A 16,431-nucleotide genomic window follows, 5' to 3' on the forward strand; every position below is an offset into this window, starting at 1 on the left:
AGGTGGTCCTCCCTCTCCTTACTTTATGGCAATCGTTCTAGACAGGTTGCTTGATGCTTTCCCCTTCTTGGGTTTCGCGTGGCCCGGTCTGTTTCGCCTTCTTAGCGCGCTGCACTGCCCAATCCACGAGGAAGAACAGCACCAGGGATGCGCCGAAGAGCGGAGCAATGATGGAATACAGCACCGCGCCCACGACCAACGCTGGAGAGAGCTTCAGGTGCTGGAGCGCGCGCTTCGGGCGACTAAACCACATCCACAGGCCCATGACACTGACCGCCAAAAGGCCTAGCGCGAGAAGCGCGAGCGCAACCTGATTGTAGATTCCGAACAAGGTGCCCATGTGCAGCTGGATGAGCCATGGGACCACCTTGGCCATGAGCGGCCAGTCCTTAAAGTCCACGCGGTCCACCACTTCACCAGTGTGCGGGTCGACAGCGATGGCATCGTAGCTCAGCTTGTAATCTTGGCGTGCCTCAGTGACGGTCCACGCTGGCTTCTCTGCGGAAGGCGGCGTCATGTCGAGGATGCCGGTCAACCCTGCCGAACGCGCGGCCGCCAACGCATCTGCGGCGCCCATCACGTTCATGTCCCCCGTCATGTCCATATGGTGATGATGCTCGGCATGCGGGTCCGCGGCGGCGGTTGCTGCGGGCTTGGGCTGCATCCAGTCCATCTTCTCGCGCAGGGTAGAGATGTTTTCACCAGCAACCAAGGACCAGGTCAGGCCAGTGATGGTGAGGAACACGAAGCCGGGCAGCAGCCACGCGCCGATCTTGGAGTGCAGGGTGAGCATCTTGCCCGCTTTCCGACTCCGCTTGAACCACAGGTAGATGCCCATGATCGCCAGTGCGCCCAGCCATGAGGCGGCGAGCTCGGAGTAGATGCGGCCGACGTCGCCAAGCCAGAGGCGGCGGTGCCCCTCGGAGAGCCAGCTGCGCAACGGCAACGCGCGGGAGGAGCCATACTGCACGAGGTCCCCCTTGATTTCGAGCGTGGCGGGGTCCACGAACACTGCGTGGGCGTAGCTGGAGGATTTCAGTGCGTCATCCGCGAAGAGCACGCGGGTGGTTTTACCCTCTTCAAAAGCTTGGACCTTGCTGACTTGTAGGTCTGGATACACCTTCTGGGCTGCTGCGATCTGCTCGTCGAGGCTGTGTGCTTCACCGCTTCCTGACGCCACGATCTCCTTCTTGTACACCACCGACTCGATGCTGGGGGCCAAGGCGTAGAAGAACCCGCTCAGCGCCGCAACGATGAGGAACGGCGCTATGAGGACACCGGCTGTCTTGTGTAAGCGCGACATTGCACCATGATTGGAAATACTCATGGGTGAATAGTCGCGACGCTATTAGCAATAGTTCCCGATAAAGTTTTCTTGTGATCCTTTCGAATCGCGGGAACTTTTGCCGGCAGTGGTCAGGTTGACCTCAATTCAGTTTGGTTTCCCTGGTTGGGTCCCCCTCTAATGGTCCCTTTACGGGTAACGAAGCCATGCGGGATGCCCCATTGGGTAGCTTTACCCCCAAGGGGATCCAACCAATGGGACCAAACCGCTAAACGCTAAAACCAGGCAGCTTAGACGGAGCGCAGGAAGTCCGCGGTGTCCATGATTCGCTGGCGGGCCACTGCTGGGGTGGAGATGCGGTGGGTCGAGACGTAGTCGGCGGTCTCAGCGCCAGGGATGGTGACTCGCTCGGCGATTTCGTCTTGCACCGCAGTCTGGACGAGTGTGCGCGGATACTCGGTGGGCAGCTCGTAGCCGGCGCGGATCTCATCGGGGAGATTGGAAAGCGCAGCGAAGTCGGGGAACGTGAGCAGCAGTGCATCGGCGGGCGCGAGTGCAGCCAAGGCGCCGCCCGAGGAGTAGCCCCACACGGTCACGGAAGCCGCACCTTGTTCGCGGGCATAAGCGATGGCCTTGTTGACGGATTCCACCATGTCAGCCACGGTGTGTTCAGGCGCGAGCGGGTAGTCCACGTCGATGATGGTGGTGCCGGACAACTGCGCTGCGGCGGCGACTTCGGGGCGCCACTGCATCTCCAGCGCGTTGCCGTCACCGCGCCACCAGCCGCCGGAGTGGAGGGAGACTGTCCACTTGCCATTCGGCGCAGTGGGCTCGAATATGGCGCCGACTTCAGTGTCACGCTGAGTGATGCCGTCGGTGAACTTGGTGCCAGGCAGCGAGTGGTCCACTGCGGTGCCCAAGACCATCATGGAAGCCTGCGTGATGCGATCCGGCAGCAGTGCGCAGTAGCGATCCGCATCCGGCGAACCGCCACCAGCCCACGGCGGGCGGAAGTCCGGCAACGGGTAGTGGACCTGCATGTAGGAATAGAGCTGGTCGAGCTGCTCTTCCTCGCTCAGTTGACGGTCTTGGCCGCCAATCTCCCAAACTTGGTCCGATTGACCTGCTTGGTCGGCTTGGGTTTCCGGGTTCTCCTGCTTGTCAGTCATGAGACCGAGGTTACCGCTACCATGGCGGCCATGACGAAGGTAGTCATCCAAGAATGGGCACGCATCACCAGATTGTGACGCGGTCTTCCGGGGCCAGGTAAAACGGCGAATCCGTGTCTACGTCAAAAGCCTCGTAGAACTCCGCAATGTTCGCTGCAATGAGATTGCAGCGGAACTCTGCTGGGGAGTGTGGGTCGATGGCCAAATACTGCGTGGCCATCTCCGGGCGGATGGCCGTGCGCCACACGCGGGCCCAGGCCAGGAAGAGGCGCTGGAGCCCGGAGTACTCGGCGTCGTAAAGCGCAGGCTCCGCGTCCTCCACCTCGAAGGACGCAACCTGACCGTTGATGTCGAGGCCGTGGTCCGCGCAGTAATTCTTGTAAGCCACCACGGCGATGCCCAGTCCACCCAGGTCACCGATGTTCTCACCCAGGGTGAAGTTGCCGTTGACGCCTGCCACGCCCTCAACGCCTTCCAACACGGACGGGATACGGCCGTCGAACTGACCCACCAGCTTGGCGGTGAGCTGCTCAAATGCGGCGCGGTCCTCGTCGGTCCACCAGGAGTTGAGGTTGCCCTGGCCGTCGTACTGCGAGCCCTGGTCATCGAAGCCGTGGCCAATCTCGTGGCCGATGACTGCGCCGATTGCGCCGAAGTTCTCGGATACGTCGCCGCCCTCAGCGGAAGGGACAAAGAAAGGCGGGCGCAGGATGGCGGCCGGGAAGGTGATGTCGTTGACCACCGGGTTATAGAAAGCGTTGACCGTCTGCGGGGTGGAGAACCACTCGTCGCGGTCCGCTGGCTTGCCAATCTTGCGCAGCTCGAAGTCGTGCGCCCACGCGTTGCCCGCGCGGACGTTGGCCACGAGGTCCTTGCCCTCAGAGCTGAAGCTCAGATCGGAGTAGTCACGCCACTTGTCTGGGTAGCCAATCTTGGCCTTGAACTGGGAGAGCTTCTCCAAGGCACGCTCGCGGGTAGCGGGAGTCATCCACTCCAGCTGCGAGATGCGCTCGCGGTAAGCGGCCGTGAGGTAGTCCACCAAGGTGTCCATCTCCGCCTTGGAGGCTGGCGGGAAGTGCTGGTCCACAAAGACCTTGCCAATCTCCTGGCCCACCAGGGACTCCGCCAGGCCCACGGCGCGCTTCCAGCGGTCACGCTGAGTGGTAGCACCTGAAAGGCGAGTGCCGTAGAACTCGAAGTTCTTCTTGCCCACTTCTTCCGGCAGGTAAGGCGCGCGGGACAGCAGGATGTGCCAGGTGCCCCACAGCTGCCAGTCCGCCATGCGGTCTGCGGTGAAGAGCTCCTCGAAGTGCTCAAGGTAGGAAGGCATCATGTTGACCACGCGGCTCTCGGACAGGCCGCTGCCTGTGAGGATGGCGCGCACGAGCGCAGGCAGCTCGCTAAGTTCCATTGGGTTGTAGGTCTTCACCGCATCACGGGTGGACACGACGTCCCAGTGGCCCGCGGCCAGCTCGGTCTCTAGCGCCACGATGCGCTTTGCAGCTACCTCCGTGCCTAGACCAAAGAGGCGGGCCGGGTCGAGGAAACCCAACATCTGCGCCACGTGCTGCTCGTAGGCAGCCAGCGTCCCCGCGTGTGCCTCCTCGCGGTAATAAGCCTCGTCCGGCAGGCCCAGGCCAGACTGGATAATGTAGGCCACCGCTTCCTCGGAACCGGAGTCCTTTTCTACCCAGAAGGTCACGGGCGCACCGACACCTTCGCGCTCCAGCTCACCCAGGTGCTGTGCCAGCTCTTGCGGGTCGGCTGCGGTGAGGCGGTCGAGGTCGGCGTCGATAGGCGCCATGCCTGCACCATTTACGCCCTCGGTATCAAGATGCGATGCGTAGAGTGCGCCTGGGCGCCCCGTGTCATTTTTAACAATCTCGTGGACGAGTTCTTCCGCCTCGTCACGCAGGTTGTGGAAGGTGCCGTCAACGCCGCGGTCGTCGGGGATGACGTGGGAGTTCAGCCAAGGTCCATTGACAAATTGGTAGAGATCTTTCATGCCAGCCACTCTAGGCGAATCAATCCGGTTAAGGTGTGGACTATGCCAACTTATCGGTTCCCACCAGCACGACTCCGCGGATATTTTCTCGCGGTCGTTAGCTTCGTGCTGATAATGCTCGTCATCCCCACGCTTATCGCAGCAACGGTGACCCCGCCCGAGCCGAAGACCGAGGAGGTGGTGCTTGATTCTGCGGCAACAGGTTTCAGCGAGGATGAAAACTGGACCATTGAGGTCCCGGGTCTGCGTTGCACGCCTAATTCGGAGACCATGGCGAACCAGGCCTGGGACTGCGGTGCGACGCTCGTGCAGGTGGTCAGCACTGAGGGCCTCGACGGTGTCGACGAGGAGGTGGCGATGCGTCGCGCCGTCCGCGGCTATGCTTTCGGCGAAGTTTCCACGGCAAAGATCCACAGGGAGGGCGACGCACTCGCGCTTTACGACGCCCCCGCCGACGCAATCGTCCTCTCCCGCAACGGGGAGGGCGACTTTACTGACTTTGACTACATCGTGGTGCTCACCGGCGGCGATTTCACCCACGCCGCGGAACTCATCTGGCAGGCCTTTGGACACCGCGAGCTGCCGGTGAAAGCGGAGACGGGAGTAGTGGCATCATGAGCAAACTCTTCCGCAACTCGCTGTGGGTACTGCTGGCTCTGGGCATAGTGAGCATCATGGTTAATCTAATCAGCTACCTGCTGATTGCTCCTGCTTTGGTGGTACCCAGCGTGCTCATCGGCGGCGCCTACGTGGCCCTCGTCCTCTTTTTGCTTCGCCTAAGCCCCATGTTCCCGGCGCGCGGATGGGTCTGGGCGGCGCTCCTGTGGGGTGGCGGCACCGCGGTGGGCATGGTTTTGCTCTCCTCTACTCCGCTGATGACGCTGGCATCATCCTTTGGGTGGCAGGCCGCCACGATGTCGTGGGCGGGTGCCTACCCGGAGGAGATTTCCAAGGCCGCCGGAGTCTTCTTCATTCTTTTGTCATTCCGGCAGCTCAACCGGCCGTGGCACGGCTGGGTCGTGGGCGCCACCGTGGGCTTAGGCTTTGAGACCCTCGAGAACGTGTTGTACAGCGTCGTCGGCGGCACGATGCACCCGCTTTCTGACTGGACCGGAATGTTTCAGATGTGGGGCGTGCGCCTCATCGCGGGTCCGGCGCTACACATCTTGTTCACCGCGCTGGCGGGTTGGGGAATAGGCTGGGCGCTGTACAGCGCGAACAAGACAGTGTGGTGGCGCCTGGGCTCCATCTTTGGCTTCCTTTTGCTAGCCTTTGGCCTGCACTTTTGCTGGAACTACCTGCCGGAGAACACCACGCTGATACCGGTTCAATACGTGCTGGTGGGGCTGGTGCTCTACCCACTGAACATCTACCTAGTCTACCGCGGCAACAAGTTCGCGCGGGAGGACACCACATACAGCGTGATGCATGCTGGCACCGCAGCCAGCAAGAGGAAGAACCAAGCTCTCAACCGATCAACCCTTCCAAGTCGCGGGCATCTAAACCATGGCGGCACATGTTTACGCGGCCGTCTTTATGAATAATTCCTTCGGTTTCCCAGCGTGGGATTGAGAGCTCAGGCGCGTGCGAGGTACCGTCGGCGCGCACCACGCGCCACCACGGCACGGACTCGGCTTTCTTCATGACCCAGCCGACGTAGCGAGCACCCACGCCCACTACCTTGCCCACTTCTCCGTAGGTAGAGACGTTGCCCGCGGGGATGCGCCGAACGACCTCCGCTACTTCCTCTACCTTGTCCTTCATTTAAAAGTCGAGGTTGAGAACGTCGTCCGACTCGCGCGGCTCCTCCTCGGGAGCGTCCTCGACTTCGGCCAAGGTGACGGTGGCGCCGGTGGAATCGGCCAACAGGCACAGGCGGCCAAAGGGAGAATCCCACGGCTCGCGGATGACCTCGCCGCCTAGCTCCACGGCCTTGGCCGCAGCGGCCTCTAGGTCGCGCACGCCCAGGTAGGTCTGCCAGAAGCTCGGCACCTGCGGCGGGAACTGGCCTTCGGCGTTCCAGAAGCCGGCGAAAGGAGCGCCGTCTTCTTCCGCGGTGGCGTAGGAGTCGTTGCCGCGTACTTCCCAGTTGAACAGGTCACCGTAGAAGTCGCGGACCTCAGCGAAGCTCGTAGTGGCGGTCAGCTCGTGCCACACCGGGGTTCCGGGCTCGCCGCCCGCGATGAATTGGTCTGCGCCAGCCGGTTGGATGAGGCCAAACATGCCACCCGCGACGTCGACAAGCAACGCCATGTAGCCCAGCTGTACCTGCGTTGCCGGCACCAGCACGCGGCCGCCAAGCTGCTCGGCACGGGCGCAGTCGCCGTCGATGTCCTTGCTGAGGAAGTAGGTCACCCACGTATCCGGCATGGTGGCCTGCTCAGGCTGCGGAATGAAACCAGCAATCGGCAGGCCCTGGATACGGCCGATGCGGTATTCGGTCGCGGACTCGATCTCCCAGCCCAGCACCTGCTCGTAGAAGTTCACGGACTTGCGTGGCTCGGAGGTGGTCAGGTCGATCCAGTAGGGCATGCCTACTTCAGCTTCGAAAGCGGGCATTACATGTTCCTCCACTTCTCGGGATCGAAGTCGTCGTCTGCGGTGGCTTCGTCAAAGTAGTCATCATCATCGTCATCTGCGGCGGCCACGCGGGCAGAAGTGCCAGCGATGCTCACCTCGTCGCCGGGGTGCAGGGTGGCGCCGCGCTGGGTCACCACTTCCCCATTGACCTGGACCTCGCCTTGCGCGATGAGCTCTTTGGCTTCACCGCCGGTAGCCACGAGGGAGGCCAGCTTGATGAACTGGCCGAGCTTAATGGAATCGCCCTTGATTGAGACTTCTAGCATGCGGCATAGCTTACCGAGAAGGCACCTTGCCGGGATACTCGACCTTGAAAAAGTCCAGGATGGAGTTGGTTGCCCAGTCGTGCGGCACGAGTCCGCTGCGGTCGGTGACGCCGCCGTTCCAGGTGTGCGTGCCGCCCTTAATTTTGTAATTCACGGTGGGCATCGCGCAGGAACCCCACATAAAGCGGGTGACGTCGTCCTGCTTATCCTCCGCAGGGAAGGGATCGCAGTGGTTGTGTTCGGCTACCTTGGCGTTGGAATCCTCGGCGCCCTTGTAGTGGCCGCCGTGCGCCTCGCCGCCGCGGTAGTTGATCACCACGTCCGCGGTGCCGTGTACCGCCAGGTAGGCAGTGGGATCGCCCTGGCAATCCTCGTCCACGCCCTCGTAGTTCGCCGCGGAGACCGTGGCGGCGCCGTCGAGGGAGCGGTTGCAGGCCAAGGCGCGCACGAAACCGCCGCCGTTGGAAAAGCCCGCGGCAAAGACGCGGCCATCGGTGTTGTAGTTCTGGTTTGCCCAGGCGAGCGCGGCGTCGACAAACGCAAGGTCCTCGTCCAAGGACGTCTGCGCATAAGGAGCGGGCGCCCAAGCCTGTGCCTTGCCTGCCGGGAACAGCGTGATGGCGTTGGCTTCGTAGAGCTCAGTGTCCTGGAAGATGGTGGACGGATCGCTGTTGTAGCCGTGGAAGACCATCACCACCGGCGCAGGTTTGGTCGGGTCGTAGTTGTCCGGCACGTGCGCCATGAAGGAGCGCCCCGTAGGCAGCTCGATGGTGCGATAGTGGCCGGTTTCGGTGGATCCGCTGGCAGGCAGGGGCGCGCTTTCCGACGCCGTGACCATATGCGTCGGCACACTATGCGGGCCGCTGCCCGGCTCATCCGTGGTGGAGCACCCGGTGGCAAAACATGTAATGGCAGCCCCGGCAAGAATGCACAGGGCTGCCTTTAATGGGTGGCGCACTATGAGATCGGGCGAATCTTGACTGCGGTGCCGGTGGCGGTGACCATAAGCATGTCGTTGGCCTGGCCCATAGGCGAGTAGTCAAAGCTGATGCCCACGACGGCGTCGGCGCCCAGCTCCTGGCCGCGGTTCCACAGCTCGTTAAGCGCTGCCTCGCGGGCCTTGACTGCCTCTTCCTCATAGCCGGCGGAGCGGCCGCCAGTGAAGCTGCGGAAGGAGGCACCCAAGTCCTTGAGGAAGTTAATACCGGTCACCGTCTCACCCGCAATGACGCGAATGTACTCGGTGATTTCGTGACCATCGACGTTGTTGGTGGTGGTGAAAATCATGAGCCCTAGACTACCTGCGTTCTGGGGGAAGATCAGCGACGCTGAAGTGCAAGCCCGGTGTGCCGTCGGCGCGGGTGAACTCGACCTGCAAGTCGTCCTTCTTACCAAAGGCCACGAGGTGGCGGGCCACAACGTGTTCGACGGACTCGATGCTTTCTGGGTCTGCCTCGACGTTGAGGAGGAGGATGTTGGGCTCAACAGAAAGATCGAGGGTGCCGCGGGTGTTTTCGCGCTCGAAGACGCAGCGGCCGGTTTCGGTTTCTGGATCCCAGTGGGCGTCAATCTTGGCAGAGAAATGCGATGCCAGCTGCTTGCCGTAGCGTGCCGGGCGATCGGTTGAAACGCGTGCGGTGGAATTGCTCATGCCGGACACTGTACGCGTTTTAGGTTTACCTAACCAGTGCGAGTATTCCCTCATAAATCATCACGCAGCCCAAGGCGCCGAAGATGAGGCCCGAGCCAATATCGAGATGAGCCGAATACTTCGTGAGGAAACGCGCCGCCGCGCGGACGATGAGCGCGAAGGTAGAAAACCACGCCACGGAGACCACAGTCAGGAGGATGGCGATGAACACGGTCCATTCAAGCCCCATGTCAGGGCGAATGAACTGGGCAAAGACGGCACCGAAGAAGACGAGCGCCTTCGGGTTGGAAAGGTTGGTGAGCAGGCCCAGCTTGTAGGCGCGGCCAGCGGTGATGTCCTCGACGTCGCCAGTGCTCAGCGCCTGCTTGATGTGCTCCTCGTCGAAGCTTCCCGCGCTTTGTGTCACGGTTTCTGCGGCGTTTTCTGCCGAATCCTGTGAAGTACTGCGGGCAGAGTTAAGGGCAGAGCGCCGTTGCGTCAGGCCCAAGCGGATGGAGCCATAGGCCATCCAGAGAAGGAAGCCGCCGCCCACCAGCTGCAGCAAGCCGAGCAGACTAGGGCGAGCGGCGATAAGAGCAGATAGCCCTGCCAGGGAGGCGGTGAGCCAGACGACGATGCCGGTGCAGATGCCCAGCGCACACATGATTCCGGCACGCGTGGACCGCGGGGCAACGCGGCTAAAGTCATCCGGCCCTTCTCTTGGCTCTTCTAGTAGGCACCCTTAATGGCCTGCTTGTGATCGCGCACTGCCTCGCCCTCAGCGTACAGCGGCATATCCTCACCGGCCTTGTACCACGTTACGTCGTTCAGCGGTGCCAAAGGCTTCTTTCCAGCAATCAGATCGGCGGCCTTCTCGCCCACCATCATTGTCGGCGAGTAGATGTTGCCGTTGGTCACGGACGGGAAGACGCCGGCATCGGCGATGTAGAGGCCCTCAATGCCCCAGACCTGCATGGTTTCTGGGTCCACAACCGCCATTGGGTCATCCTTGGAGCCCATCTTGGTGGTGCACGACGGGTGCAATGCGGTCTCACCGTCGTTGCGTACCCATTCGAGGATCTCCTCGTCGGTCTGCACGTCAGGGCCCGGGCTGAACTCGCGGGCGCCCACCTCAGCCATGGCTTCGGTGTCCAGCAGAGAACGCGCAACGCGCACTGCCTCGACCCACTCGCGGCGATCCTGGTCGGTCTTCAGGTAGTTGAAGAGGATCTCCGGCTTTTCGTGGATGTCTGCGCTCTTGATGCGGACGTGGCCCTTGGTATCGGAAAACATCGGGCCAACGTGCCACTGGAAACCGTGCTTGACGTCGGCCTTCTGGCCGTCGTAGCGCACTGCCATCGGCAGGAAGTGGAACATCAGGTTCGGGTATTCCTCGTTCTCGTTGGAACGAACGAATCCGCCGCCCTCGAAGTGGGAGGTCGCAACCGGGCCCTTCTTGGTGAGAATCCACTGCAGGCCCATGAATGGCCAGCGCCACTTGTCCAGGTAAGGCTGGGAGGAATCGGTGGACTTGGTGGTCTCATACTGGATGTAGACCTCGAGGTGATCCTGCAGGTTCTCGCCGACGCCTGGCAGGTGCTTGACGACGTCGATTCCGTGCTTGCGCAGCAACTCCTCGTCACCGACACCAGAGACCTGCAGCAGCTGCGGGGTGTTGATGGCACCAGCGGAAAGAACGATCTTGTCAGCGAATACGCGGTGGACGCCGCCCTTCCACTCGTATTCCACGCCGATGGCCTTCTGGCCTTCGAAGAGGACCTTGGTGGTAAACGCGCGGGTACGCACCTCGAGGTTCTCGCGGTCCAGGTTCGGGTGCAGGTAAGCGCGCGCTGCAGACCAGCGCTTGCCGTGCTTGATGTTGCGGTCGAAAGGCGCGAAGCCTTCCTGGCGGTAACCGTTGACGTCGTTGGTCAGGTTGTAGCCGGCTTCCTGGACGGACTTAAACAAAGCCTGGAACAGCGGGCTGGTGGCGGGGCCGCGGGAGAGGTACAGCGGGCCGTCATGGCCGCGGCGCGGATCGTTGTCCTCGGCTGCGGCGGCGTTTTCCATGCGGTTGAAGTAAGGCAGGCAGTGGGCAAAGTCCCAGTTCTCCATGCCGGGGTTCTTGGCCCACTTCTCATAATCCATCGGGTTGCCGCGCTGGTAGATCATGCCGTTGACGGAAGAGGAACCGCCGAGCAGCTTGCCGCGCGCGTGGTAGATGCGGCGGTTATTCATCTCTGGCTCCGGCTCGGACTCGTACTGCCAGTCGTAGTTCTTTGCGCCAATGGGGAATGAGAATGCGGAAGGCATGTGGACGAATAGGTCCCACAACGAATCGTTTCGGCCTGCTTCGAGAACCAGCACACGGGTGCCGGGGTCCTCACTTAGGCGAGCGGCGATGACAGAGCCTGCGGAACCGCCGCCTACGACGACAACGTCCGAGACCTCATCGGTGACCTTCTTCGATACCTTCTTGAGATTCTTCTTTCCCATGCAACGCTCCTTTTCCGTGCTTTCTGGCTTTCTTGGTCTTTCAGCGATCTTGCTTGACACTTTGTGACCGAATTCATACGGTCACACTCTCCTACGGAGTAAAGCTTTTTGAATTTTATGCATACGAACGAAATGTTATGCGTCGGGCCAAAATGGCCACCCAAACCACTGTACACGTCTTTGTGAATGTTTGCGCAGTATGGGGTATATTTGGGTTGTTCCGCCCTCAAGTCACGGGCGAAACAATGCGATCAAATCCCGCATAGAAAACGAGGGAGTAATTCACATCACACACCCCTCTTCGCCCCAGTGAGACTGAATTTTATTCACGTCTTAATGTCGGAATTTTCATCCATAAACGACTGCAACGAGGAGTAGTAAATGGCAAACTTTGACCCCCACGACCCGGAGGCGTCCCCGACGCCCCGCCGGTCCCCCCAGACAGGTGGGTCGGAGGCCGCCGCGTCACCGTTAAAAACAACAGAAACCAAGAGACCTCGCCGCCCCCTGAAGAAGTCGAACTATCAGGTCCGCGCACTCGTCGGCAGCTTCAAGGCAGAAACCGGCCCGGAAGTCGGCTCTGGTGAAGTTCCGGTGCCAAAGACCAACTGGCCAGTGTTCATCATTTCCAGTGCGCTCATCATCGCCATGGCTCTCTACGCAGGGCTTGGCCGCGAATCCGCAGCAAACACCTTGGCCAACGTCACCGCATGGATCGGTACCAACTTGGGCTGGTTCTACGTCCTGACGGCCACCATCGCCGTGGTCTTTGTACTCTATATTGCGTTCTCCAACGTGGGCGATATCCGCTTGGGACCTGACCATTCGCGCCCGAAATTCAACACCTTCTCGTGGGCATCGATGCTCTTCGCCGCAGGTATCGGCGTGGACCTCATGTTCTTCGCCGTGGCTGAGCCGGTGACCATGTACGTGGCCCCACCCGTCGGCGAAGGCGAGACCATGGAGGCTGCCAAAGAGGCCGTGGTATGGGCGATGTTCCACTACGGCATTACCGGCTGGGCACTATATGCCCTGATGGGCATGGCCTTTGGCTACTTTGCCTATCGTCTCAACATGCCGCTGGCTATTCGCTCAGCGCTCTACCCGCTCATCGGCAAACGTGTGCACGGGCCGGTTGGTGACGCCGTCGATATCGCCGCGATGCTGGGCACCGTCTTTGGTGTCACGGCGTCGCTTGGCATCGGCGTCGTACAGCTGTCCTATGGTTTCCACCTCATCTTCGGATTCGAGCAAGGTCTGGGCCTGCAGTCAGCACTCATCATTATCGCCGTTGTCATCGCCACGCTGTCTGCTGTTTCCGGCGTGGACAAGGGCATTCGCTTCCTCTCGGAGCTCAACGTCTACCTGGCCATCGCGCTCATGATTTACATCGTGGTCTTCGGCAAGACCGCGTACCTCTTCGACGCGATTACCACCAACGTGGGCGACTACATCTCGAAGTTCCCTTCGTGGACCATGGAGACTTTCGCTTTTGCTGACGACCAAGCCTCCACCGGCGAATGGATGCAGGCATGGACCTTGTTCTTCTGGGCATGGTGGATTGCCTGGGCCACCTTCGTGGGCCTGTTCCTGGCCCGCATCTCCCGCGGCCGCACCCTGCGCCAGTTCATCTTCGGCGTGCTCACTTTCCCGTTCCTGTTCATCCTCATGTGGATGTCTTTCTTCGGCAACACCGCGCTCGACATGGTGCGTTCTGGCGAATACCCCGACTTTGCGGAAGCCGCCGTTAATACCCCTGAGCAGGGCTTCTACGACATGCTTGCGGAGTTCCCAGCATCCGGAGTCGTAATCTTCCTGACCACCTTCATCGGTCTTCTGCTCTACATCACCTCAGCTGACTCCGGTGCGCTGGTGATGTCGAACTTCACCTCGAAGATTACGGATAGCCGCCAGGACGGCCCGCGCTGGATGCGTATCTTCTGGTCCGTCACCGTGGGTGCCCTAACCCTGGCCCTGCTGCAGATTGACGGCATTGCCACCGTCCAATCCGCCACCGTGGTCATGGGCCTGCCCTTCGCAGTAGTCATCTACCTCGTGATGTTCTCCCTGTGGAAGTCCTTGCGCCTGGAAAGCGTCCAGCGTGAGGCTCGCCAGACCGCGCTGCATGGCGCAATCTCGGGCCGCACCGAACTGGCACCAGAAAACAGTGACCGCTGGAAGCGCCGCCTAGACCGCGTCAACTCCTACCCCACCAAGCAGGAAATGGATTCCTACCTGCGTGAGACCGCTACCTTCGCCCTCGAGAAGGTTGCCGTGCAGATGCGTGCACGCGGGTACGACGCAGTCCTCCTCACCAGTGAGCTTCCCGACGTCGAGCTGCCGCAGCTGGACTTGCAGGTCACCCTTGAGCACGAACGGAAATTCCGCTACCAGCTCTTCCCAATCACCGCTGAAAGCCCTGACTTCACCCCAGGCGATGACGACGAGTACTACCGCCTTGAGGTCTACGACCTCACCGGTTCCCTGGGCTACGACGTCTACGGCTACTCGGAGAACCAGCTCATCAACAACGTGCTGGATCTCTACGAACGCCACCTAGCGTTCCTGTACATGCAGCAGACCCAGCCGGGCGACTCTGACGTCTCCGATGGTGCTGAACCCGAGCCCACATGGCAGGAAGACAGCTAAGCTGGCGGACCCCGCTCATTTATAGAACTCAAATTCATTTTCAGAAAGGTTGCTTTTCTTGAGCACTCAGAACACTTTGTTCGACCCAACCACTACCGAGTACCTCAAGGGCGTCCATGCGAGCGATGGCCCAAAGTCTCTGTTTATCAATGGCCAGTGGGAAGCGGCCACCGACGCCGCCACACGCACCATCATCTGCCCAGCCGACGGCAGCACGGTCGGTGTGGTCTCCGAGGCTTCAGATGCAGACACCATCCGCGCCATCGAGGCCGCACGCGCTGCCTTTGAGTCGGGCGTGTGGAGCAATACCCCGGCTATTGAGCGCGGCAAGCTGCTGATGAGGGTCGCCGACTTCATCCGTGAGAACAAGGAGCTTTTTGCTTCCGCTGAGTCCGCCGATACAGGCAAGCGTTACGAGGAGTCCCTCGGCGACATGGACGATATTTCCAACGCCTTCGACTACTTCGGCACCCTGGCCTCGCACGAGGCCGGCCGCGTGGTGGATCCGGGCGACCAGAACCTGCGTTCCCGTATCGATGCGGAACCAGTCGGCGTTTGTGGCCTCATCACTCCGTGGAACTACCCGCTCCTACAGGTCTCTTGGAAGGTTGCCCCGGCTCTTGCGGCAGGCAACTCCTTCGTGCTCAAGCAAGCTGAGCTCACCCCGCACACCGCAATGCTGCTGATGGTTGGTCTGAAGCAGGCGGGGCTTCCCGACGGCGTGGGCAACCTGATCACCGGCGCTGGCGCTAACTGCGGAAACCCACTGTCCCAGCACCCTGAGGTAGACATGGTCTCCTTCACCGGCGGCCTGGCCACCGGCAAGATCATCGCCAAGAACGCTGCGGAGACCGTCAAGCGCACCGCACTGGAGCTCGGCGGCAAGAACCCGAACGTCATCTTCGCCGATGCCGACTTCGACGTCGCCGTGGACAACGCCCTCAACGGCGCATTCTTCCACTCGGGGCAGGTCTGCTCTGCGGGCTCGCGCATCATCGTGGAAGAGTCCCTGCACGACAAGTTCATCGAGGCCCTGGTCAAGCGCACCAACAACATCAAGATTGGTGGCCCCACCGACTCCAAGGCAGAGACCGGCCCGCTGATCTCTGAGCAGCACCGCGAGAAGGTCGCTGCTTACGTGGATAAAGCACGCGAGCAAGGTGCCAAGATTCTGACTGGCGGCCGCGCTGCTACCAGCGAGGACACCACTGGTCAGCACGGCACCGGTGAGACCGACCTGGGCAAGGGCGTCTACTACCTGCCCACGATCATCGATGGTGCCACCAAGGAGATGGACTGCGTCCACGACGAGGCCTTCGGCCCAGTGGTAACGGTGGAAACCTTCACCACTGAGGAAGAAGCCATCGCTACCGCGAACGACACCGAGTACGGCCTCGCCGGCGCAGTGTTCACCACCGACGCTGGCAAGGCTGAGCGCATGGCCCGCGCAATGCGCCACGGCACCATCTGGATCAACGACTTCCACCCCTACCTTCCGCAGGCAGAGTGGGGCGGATACAAGCAGTCCGGCAACGGCCGCGAGCTTGGCCCAACCGGCCTTGCCGAGTATCAGGAGCATAAGCACGTGTACCAGAACCTGGCACCGGCGGCGTGGGACCAGTTTGGTCTGCAGTAACTAACTCTGCGTGCGCGGCTTAATGGTCATCGTGTCAATGTTGACGTGCGCTGGCAGCGATGCCACCCAGCGCACGGCCTCCGCGATATCCTCGGCCACGAGGTTAAGCTCGCCGTCGTAGACCGCGGCGGCGCGCTCAGAGTCGCCGCCGAAACGATTGAGCGAGAACTCCTCGGTGGCCACGCGGCCAGGATCAAGCTCGGTGACGCGGACATTGTGGTTCTCAATGCGCAGCACGCGGGAGATAACGCGCACGCCATGCTTGGCGGAGTTATAGCCGGAGCCACCCTCGTATGGTGTCCAGCCAGCAATGGAGCCCATGTTGATGATGAGCCCGGAGTCGGAGGCCTCCAGCTTGGGCATCAACGCCTGAATCATGCGCACCGTGCCAAGCACGTTAACGTCATACATCCACTGCCAGTCTTCGATCTTTGTCTCTACCAGTGGCTCCAAGCCCTTGGCGCCGCCCGCGTTGTTGACCAACAGGTCCACGCGGTCCAAGTGGGAGACTAACTCCGTGACGGACTCATCATTGGTTACGTCCAGCGGATAAGCTTCGGCCCCGATTTCTGAAGCAAGCTCTTCGAGGCGTTCCACGCGGCGCGCGCCGATGACTACATGCCAGCCATCAGCAGCGAGCGCTCTTGCCGACGCCGCGCCAATTCCCGAAGAAGCACCAGTTACAACAGCAATCTTTTGTTCCGTCATATCCCCG

15 protein-coding genes and 1 pseudogene are annotated in these 16,431 nt (G+C 61.2%); 4 read left to right on the forward strand and 12 right to left on the reverse strand.

Translation table 11 applies throughout. The annotated features are described in order from the left end of the window. Positions 1 to 37 precede the first annotated feature (37 nt). The 3 genes from CHU71_RS00110 to CHU71_RS00120 all read right to left on the reverse strand — a co-directional run bounded on the left by CHU71_RS00110 (position 38) and on the right by CHU71_RS00120 (position 4,459). Positions 38 to 1,327, reverse strand: a complete 1,290-nt coding sequence (locus CHU71_RS00110; RefSeq protein WP_236593627.1) for a PepSY domain-containing protein — start codon at positions 1,325 to 1,327, stop codon at positions 38 to 40. A gap of 248 nt (positions 1,328 to 1,575) precedes the next feature. Next, positions 1,576 to 2,454, reverse strand: a complete 879-nt coding sequence (locus CHU71_RS00115; protein ID WP_166683637.1) for an alpha/beta hydrolase — start codon at positions 2,452 to 2,454, stop codon at positions 1,576 to 1,578. Positions 2,455 to 2,518: 64 nt separating this feature from the next. Beyond that, positions 2,519 to 4,459, reverse strand: coding sequence for a M13 family metallopeptidase (locus CHU71_RS00120; RefSeq protein ID WP_147759811.1), 1,941 nt, complete (start codon positions 4,457 to 4,459; stop codon positions 2,519 to 2,521). A gap of 42 nt (positions 4,460 to 4,501) precedes the next feature. On the opposite strand from CHU71_RS00120, the gene CHU71_RS00125 reads away from it, so the two are divergent. Continuing rightward, the gene (locus CHU71_RS00125) at positions 4,502 to 5,077 is read left to right on the forward strand and encodes a hypothetical protein (RefSeq protein ID WP_147759812.1); all 576 of its coding nucleotides are present in this window, start codon (positions 4,502 to 4,504) and stop codon (positions 5,075 to 5,077) included. After that, the gene (locus tag CHU71_RS00130; protein ID WP_147759813.1) at positions 5,074 to 6,003 is read left to right on the forward strand and encodes a PrsW family intramembrane metalloprotease; all 930 of its coding nucleotides are present in this window, start codon (positions 5,074 to 5,076) and stop codon (positions 6,001 to 6,003) included. The genes CHU71_RS00125 and CHU71_RS00130 overlap by 4 nt, the downstream gene beginning before the upstream one ends. Here the strand turns inward: CHU71_RS00130 and CHU71_RS00135 are convergent. The 8 genes and pseudogenes from CHU71_RS00135 to betA all read right to left on the reverse strand — a co-directional run bounded on the left by CHU71_RS00135 (position 5,927) and on the right by betA (position 11,431). After that, the gene (locus tag CHU71_RS00135) at positions 5,927 to 6,223 is read right to left on the reverse strand and encodes an MGMT family protein (RefSeq protein ID WP_147759814.1); all 297 of its coding nucleotides are present in this window, start codon (positions 6,221 to 6,223) and stop codon (positions 5,927 to 5,929) included. The two genes, CHU71_RS00130 and CHU71_RS00135, sit on opposite strands and share 77 nt — an antisense overlap. Next, positions 6,224 to 7,018, reverse strand: coding sequence for a VOC family protein (locus CHU71_RS00140; RefSeq protein WP_147759815.1), 795 nt, complete (start codon positions 7,016 to 7,018; stop codon positions 6,224 to 6,226). Then, a complete protein-coding gene (locus CHU71_RS00145) occupies positions 7,018 to 7,305 on the reverse strand; it encodes an RNA-binding S4 domain-containing protein (protein WP_005530492.1) in 288 nt (95 codons plus the stop codon). Before CHU71_RS00145 ends, CHU71_RS00140 begins: the two co-directional genes overlap by 1 nt. Before the next feature lie 10 nt (positions 7,306 to 7,315). After that, positions 7,316 to 8,263, reverse strand: coding sequence for a PHB depolymerase family esterase (locus CHU71_RS00150; RefSeq protein ID WP_147759816.1), 948 nt, complete (start codon positions 8,261 to 8,263; stop codon positions 7,316 to 7,318). Further along, positions 8,263 to 8,592, reverse strand: coding sequence for a YbjQ family protein (locus CHU71_RS00155; RefSeq protein WP_005530494.1), 330 nt, complete (start codon positions 8,590 to 8,592; stop codon positions 8,263 to 8,265). Before CHU71_RS00155 ends, CHU71_RS00150 begins: the two co-directional genes overlap by 1 nt. A 10-nt stretch (positions 8,593 to 8,602) precedes the next feature. After that, a complete protein-coding gene (locus CHU71_RS00160; RefSeq protein WP_049062330.1) occupies positions 8,603 to 8,956 on the reverse strand; it encodes a DUF2218 domain-containing protein in 354 nt (117 codons plus the stop codon). Between the two features lie 25 nt (positions 8,957 to 8,981). After that, a pseudogene (locus CHU71_RS00165) lies at positions 8,982 to 9,611 on the reverse strand (LysE family translocator); the annotation flags it as partial. Between the two features lie 53 nt (positions 9,612 to 9,664). Beyond that, positions 9,665 to 11,431, reverse strand: coding sequence for a choline dehydrogenase (gene betA, locus CHU71_RS00170; RefSeq protein WP_005530497.1), 1,767 nt, complete (start codon positions 11,429 to 11,431; stop codon positions 9,665 to 9,667). Positions 11,432 to 11,812: 381 nt separating this feature from the next. Here betA and betT point away from each other — a divergent pair, with 381 nt between their 5' ends. Further along, positions 11,813 to 14,080, forward strand: a complete 2,268-nt coding sequence (gene betT / locus CHU71_RS00175; RefSeq protein ID WP_147759818.1) for a choline BCCT transporter BetT — start codon at positions 11,813 to 11,815, stop codon at positions 14,078 to 14,080. Between the two features lie 58 nt (positions 14,081 to 14,138). Beyond that, positions 14,139 to 15,716 (forward strand): aldehyde dehydrogenase family protein, encoded by a 1,578-nt coding sequence (locus CHU71_RS00180; protein ID WP_147759819.1) that lies wholly within the window; start codon positions 14,139 to 14,141, stop codon positions 15,714 to 15,716. On the opposite strand, the gene CHU71_RS00185 is transcribed toward CHU71_RS00180, so the two are convergent. Further along, a complete protein-coding gene (locus CHU71_RS00185) occupies positions 15,717 to 16,424 on the reverse strand; it encodes an SDR family oxidoreductase (protein WP_166683629.1) in 708 nt (235 codons plus the stop codon). Between the last annotated feature and the right edge of the window lie 7 nt (positions 16,425 to 16,431).

Source organism: Corynebacterium sp. LK14 (assembly GCF_008042215.1).
In the GTDB taxonomy this organism is placed as follows: Bacteria; Actinomycetota; Actinomycetes; order Mycobacteriales; family Mycobacteriaceae; genus Corynebacterium; species Corynebacterium striatum.

Coding starts and splice junctions, on each gene's coding strand:
- CHU71_RS00110 (WP_236593627.1), bottom strand. CDS start 1,327: ATGAGTATTTCCAATCATGGTGCAATGTCGCGCTTACACAAGACAGCC.
- CHU71_RS00135 (WP_147759814.1), bottom strand. CDS start 6,223: ATGAAGGACAAGGTAGAGGAAGTAGCGGAGGTCGTTCGGCGCATCCCC.
- CHU71_RS00115 (WP_166683637.1), bottom strand. CDS start 2,454: ATGACTGACAAGCAGGAGAACCCGGAAACCCAAGCCGACCAAGCAGGT.
- CHU71_RS00130 (WP_147759813.1), top strand. CDS start 5,074: ATGAGCAAACTCTTCCGCAACTCGCTGTGGGTACTGCTGGCTCTGGGC.
- betA (WP_005530497.1), bottom strand. CDS start 11,431: ATGGGAAAGAAGAATCTCAAGAAGGTATCGAAGAAGGTCACCGATGAG.
- CHU71_RS00160 (WP_049062330.1), bottom strand. CDS start 8,956: ATGAGCAATTCCACCGCACGCGTTTCAACCGATCGCCCGGCACGCTAC.
- CHU71_RS00140 (WP_147759815.1), bottom strand. CDS start 7,018: ATGCCCGCTTTCGAAGCTGAAGTAGGCATGCCCTACTGGATCGACCTG.
- CHU71_RS00185 (WP_166683629.1), bottom strand. CDS start 16,424: ATGACGGAACAAAAGATTGCTGTTGTAACTGGTGCTTCTTCGGGAATT.
- CHU71_RS00155 (WP_005530494.1), bottom strand. CDS start 8,592: ATGATTTTCACCACCACCAACAACGTCGATGGTCACGAAATCACCGAG.
- CHU71_RS00145 (WP_005530492.1), bottom strand. CDS start 7,305: ATGCTAGAAGTCTCAATCAAGGGCGATTCCATTAAGCTCGGCCAGTTC.
- CHU71_RS00125 (WP_147759812.1), top strand. CDS start 4,502: ATGCCAACTTATCGGTTCCCACCAGCACGACTCCGCGGATATTTTCTC.
- betT (WP_147759818.1), top strand. CDS start 11,813: ATGGCAAACTTTGACCCCCACGACCCGGAGGCGTCCCCGACGCCCCGC.
- CHU71_RS00120 (WP_147759811.1), bottom strand. CDS start 4,459: ATGAAAGATCTCTACCAATTTGTCAATGGACCTTGGCTGAACTCCCAC.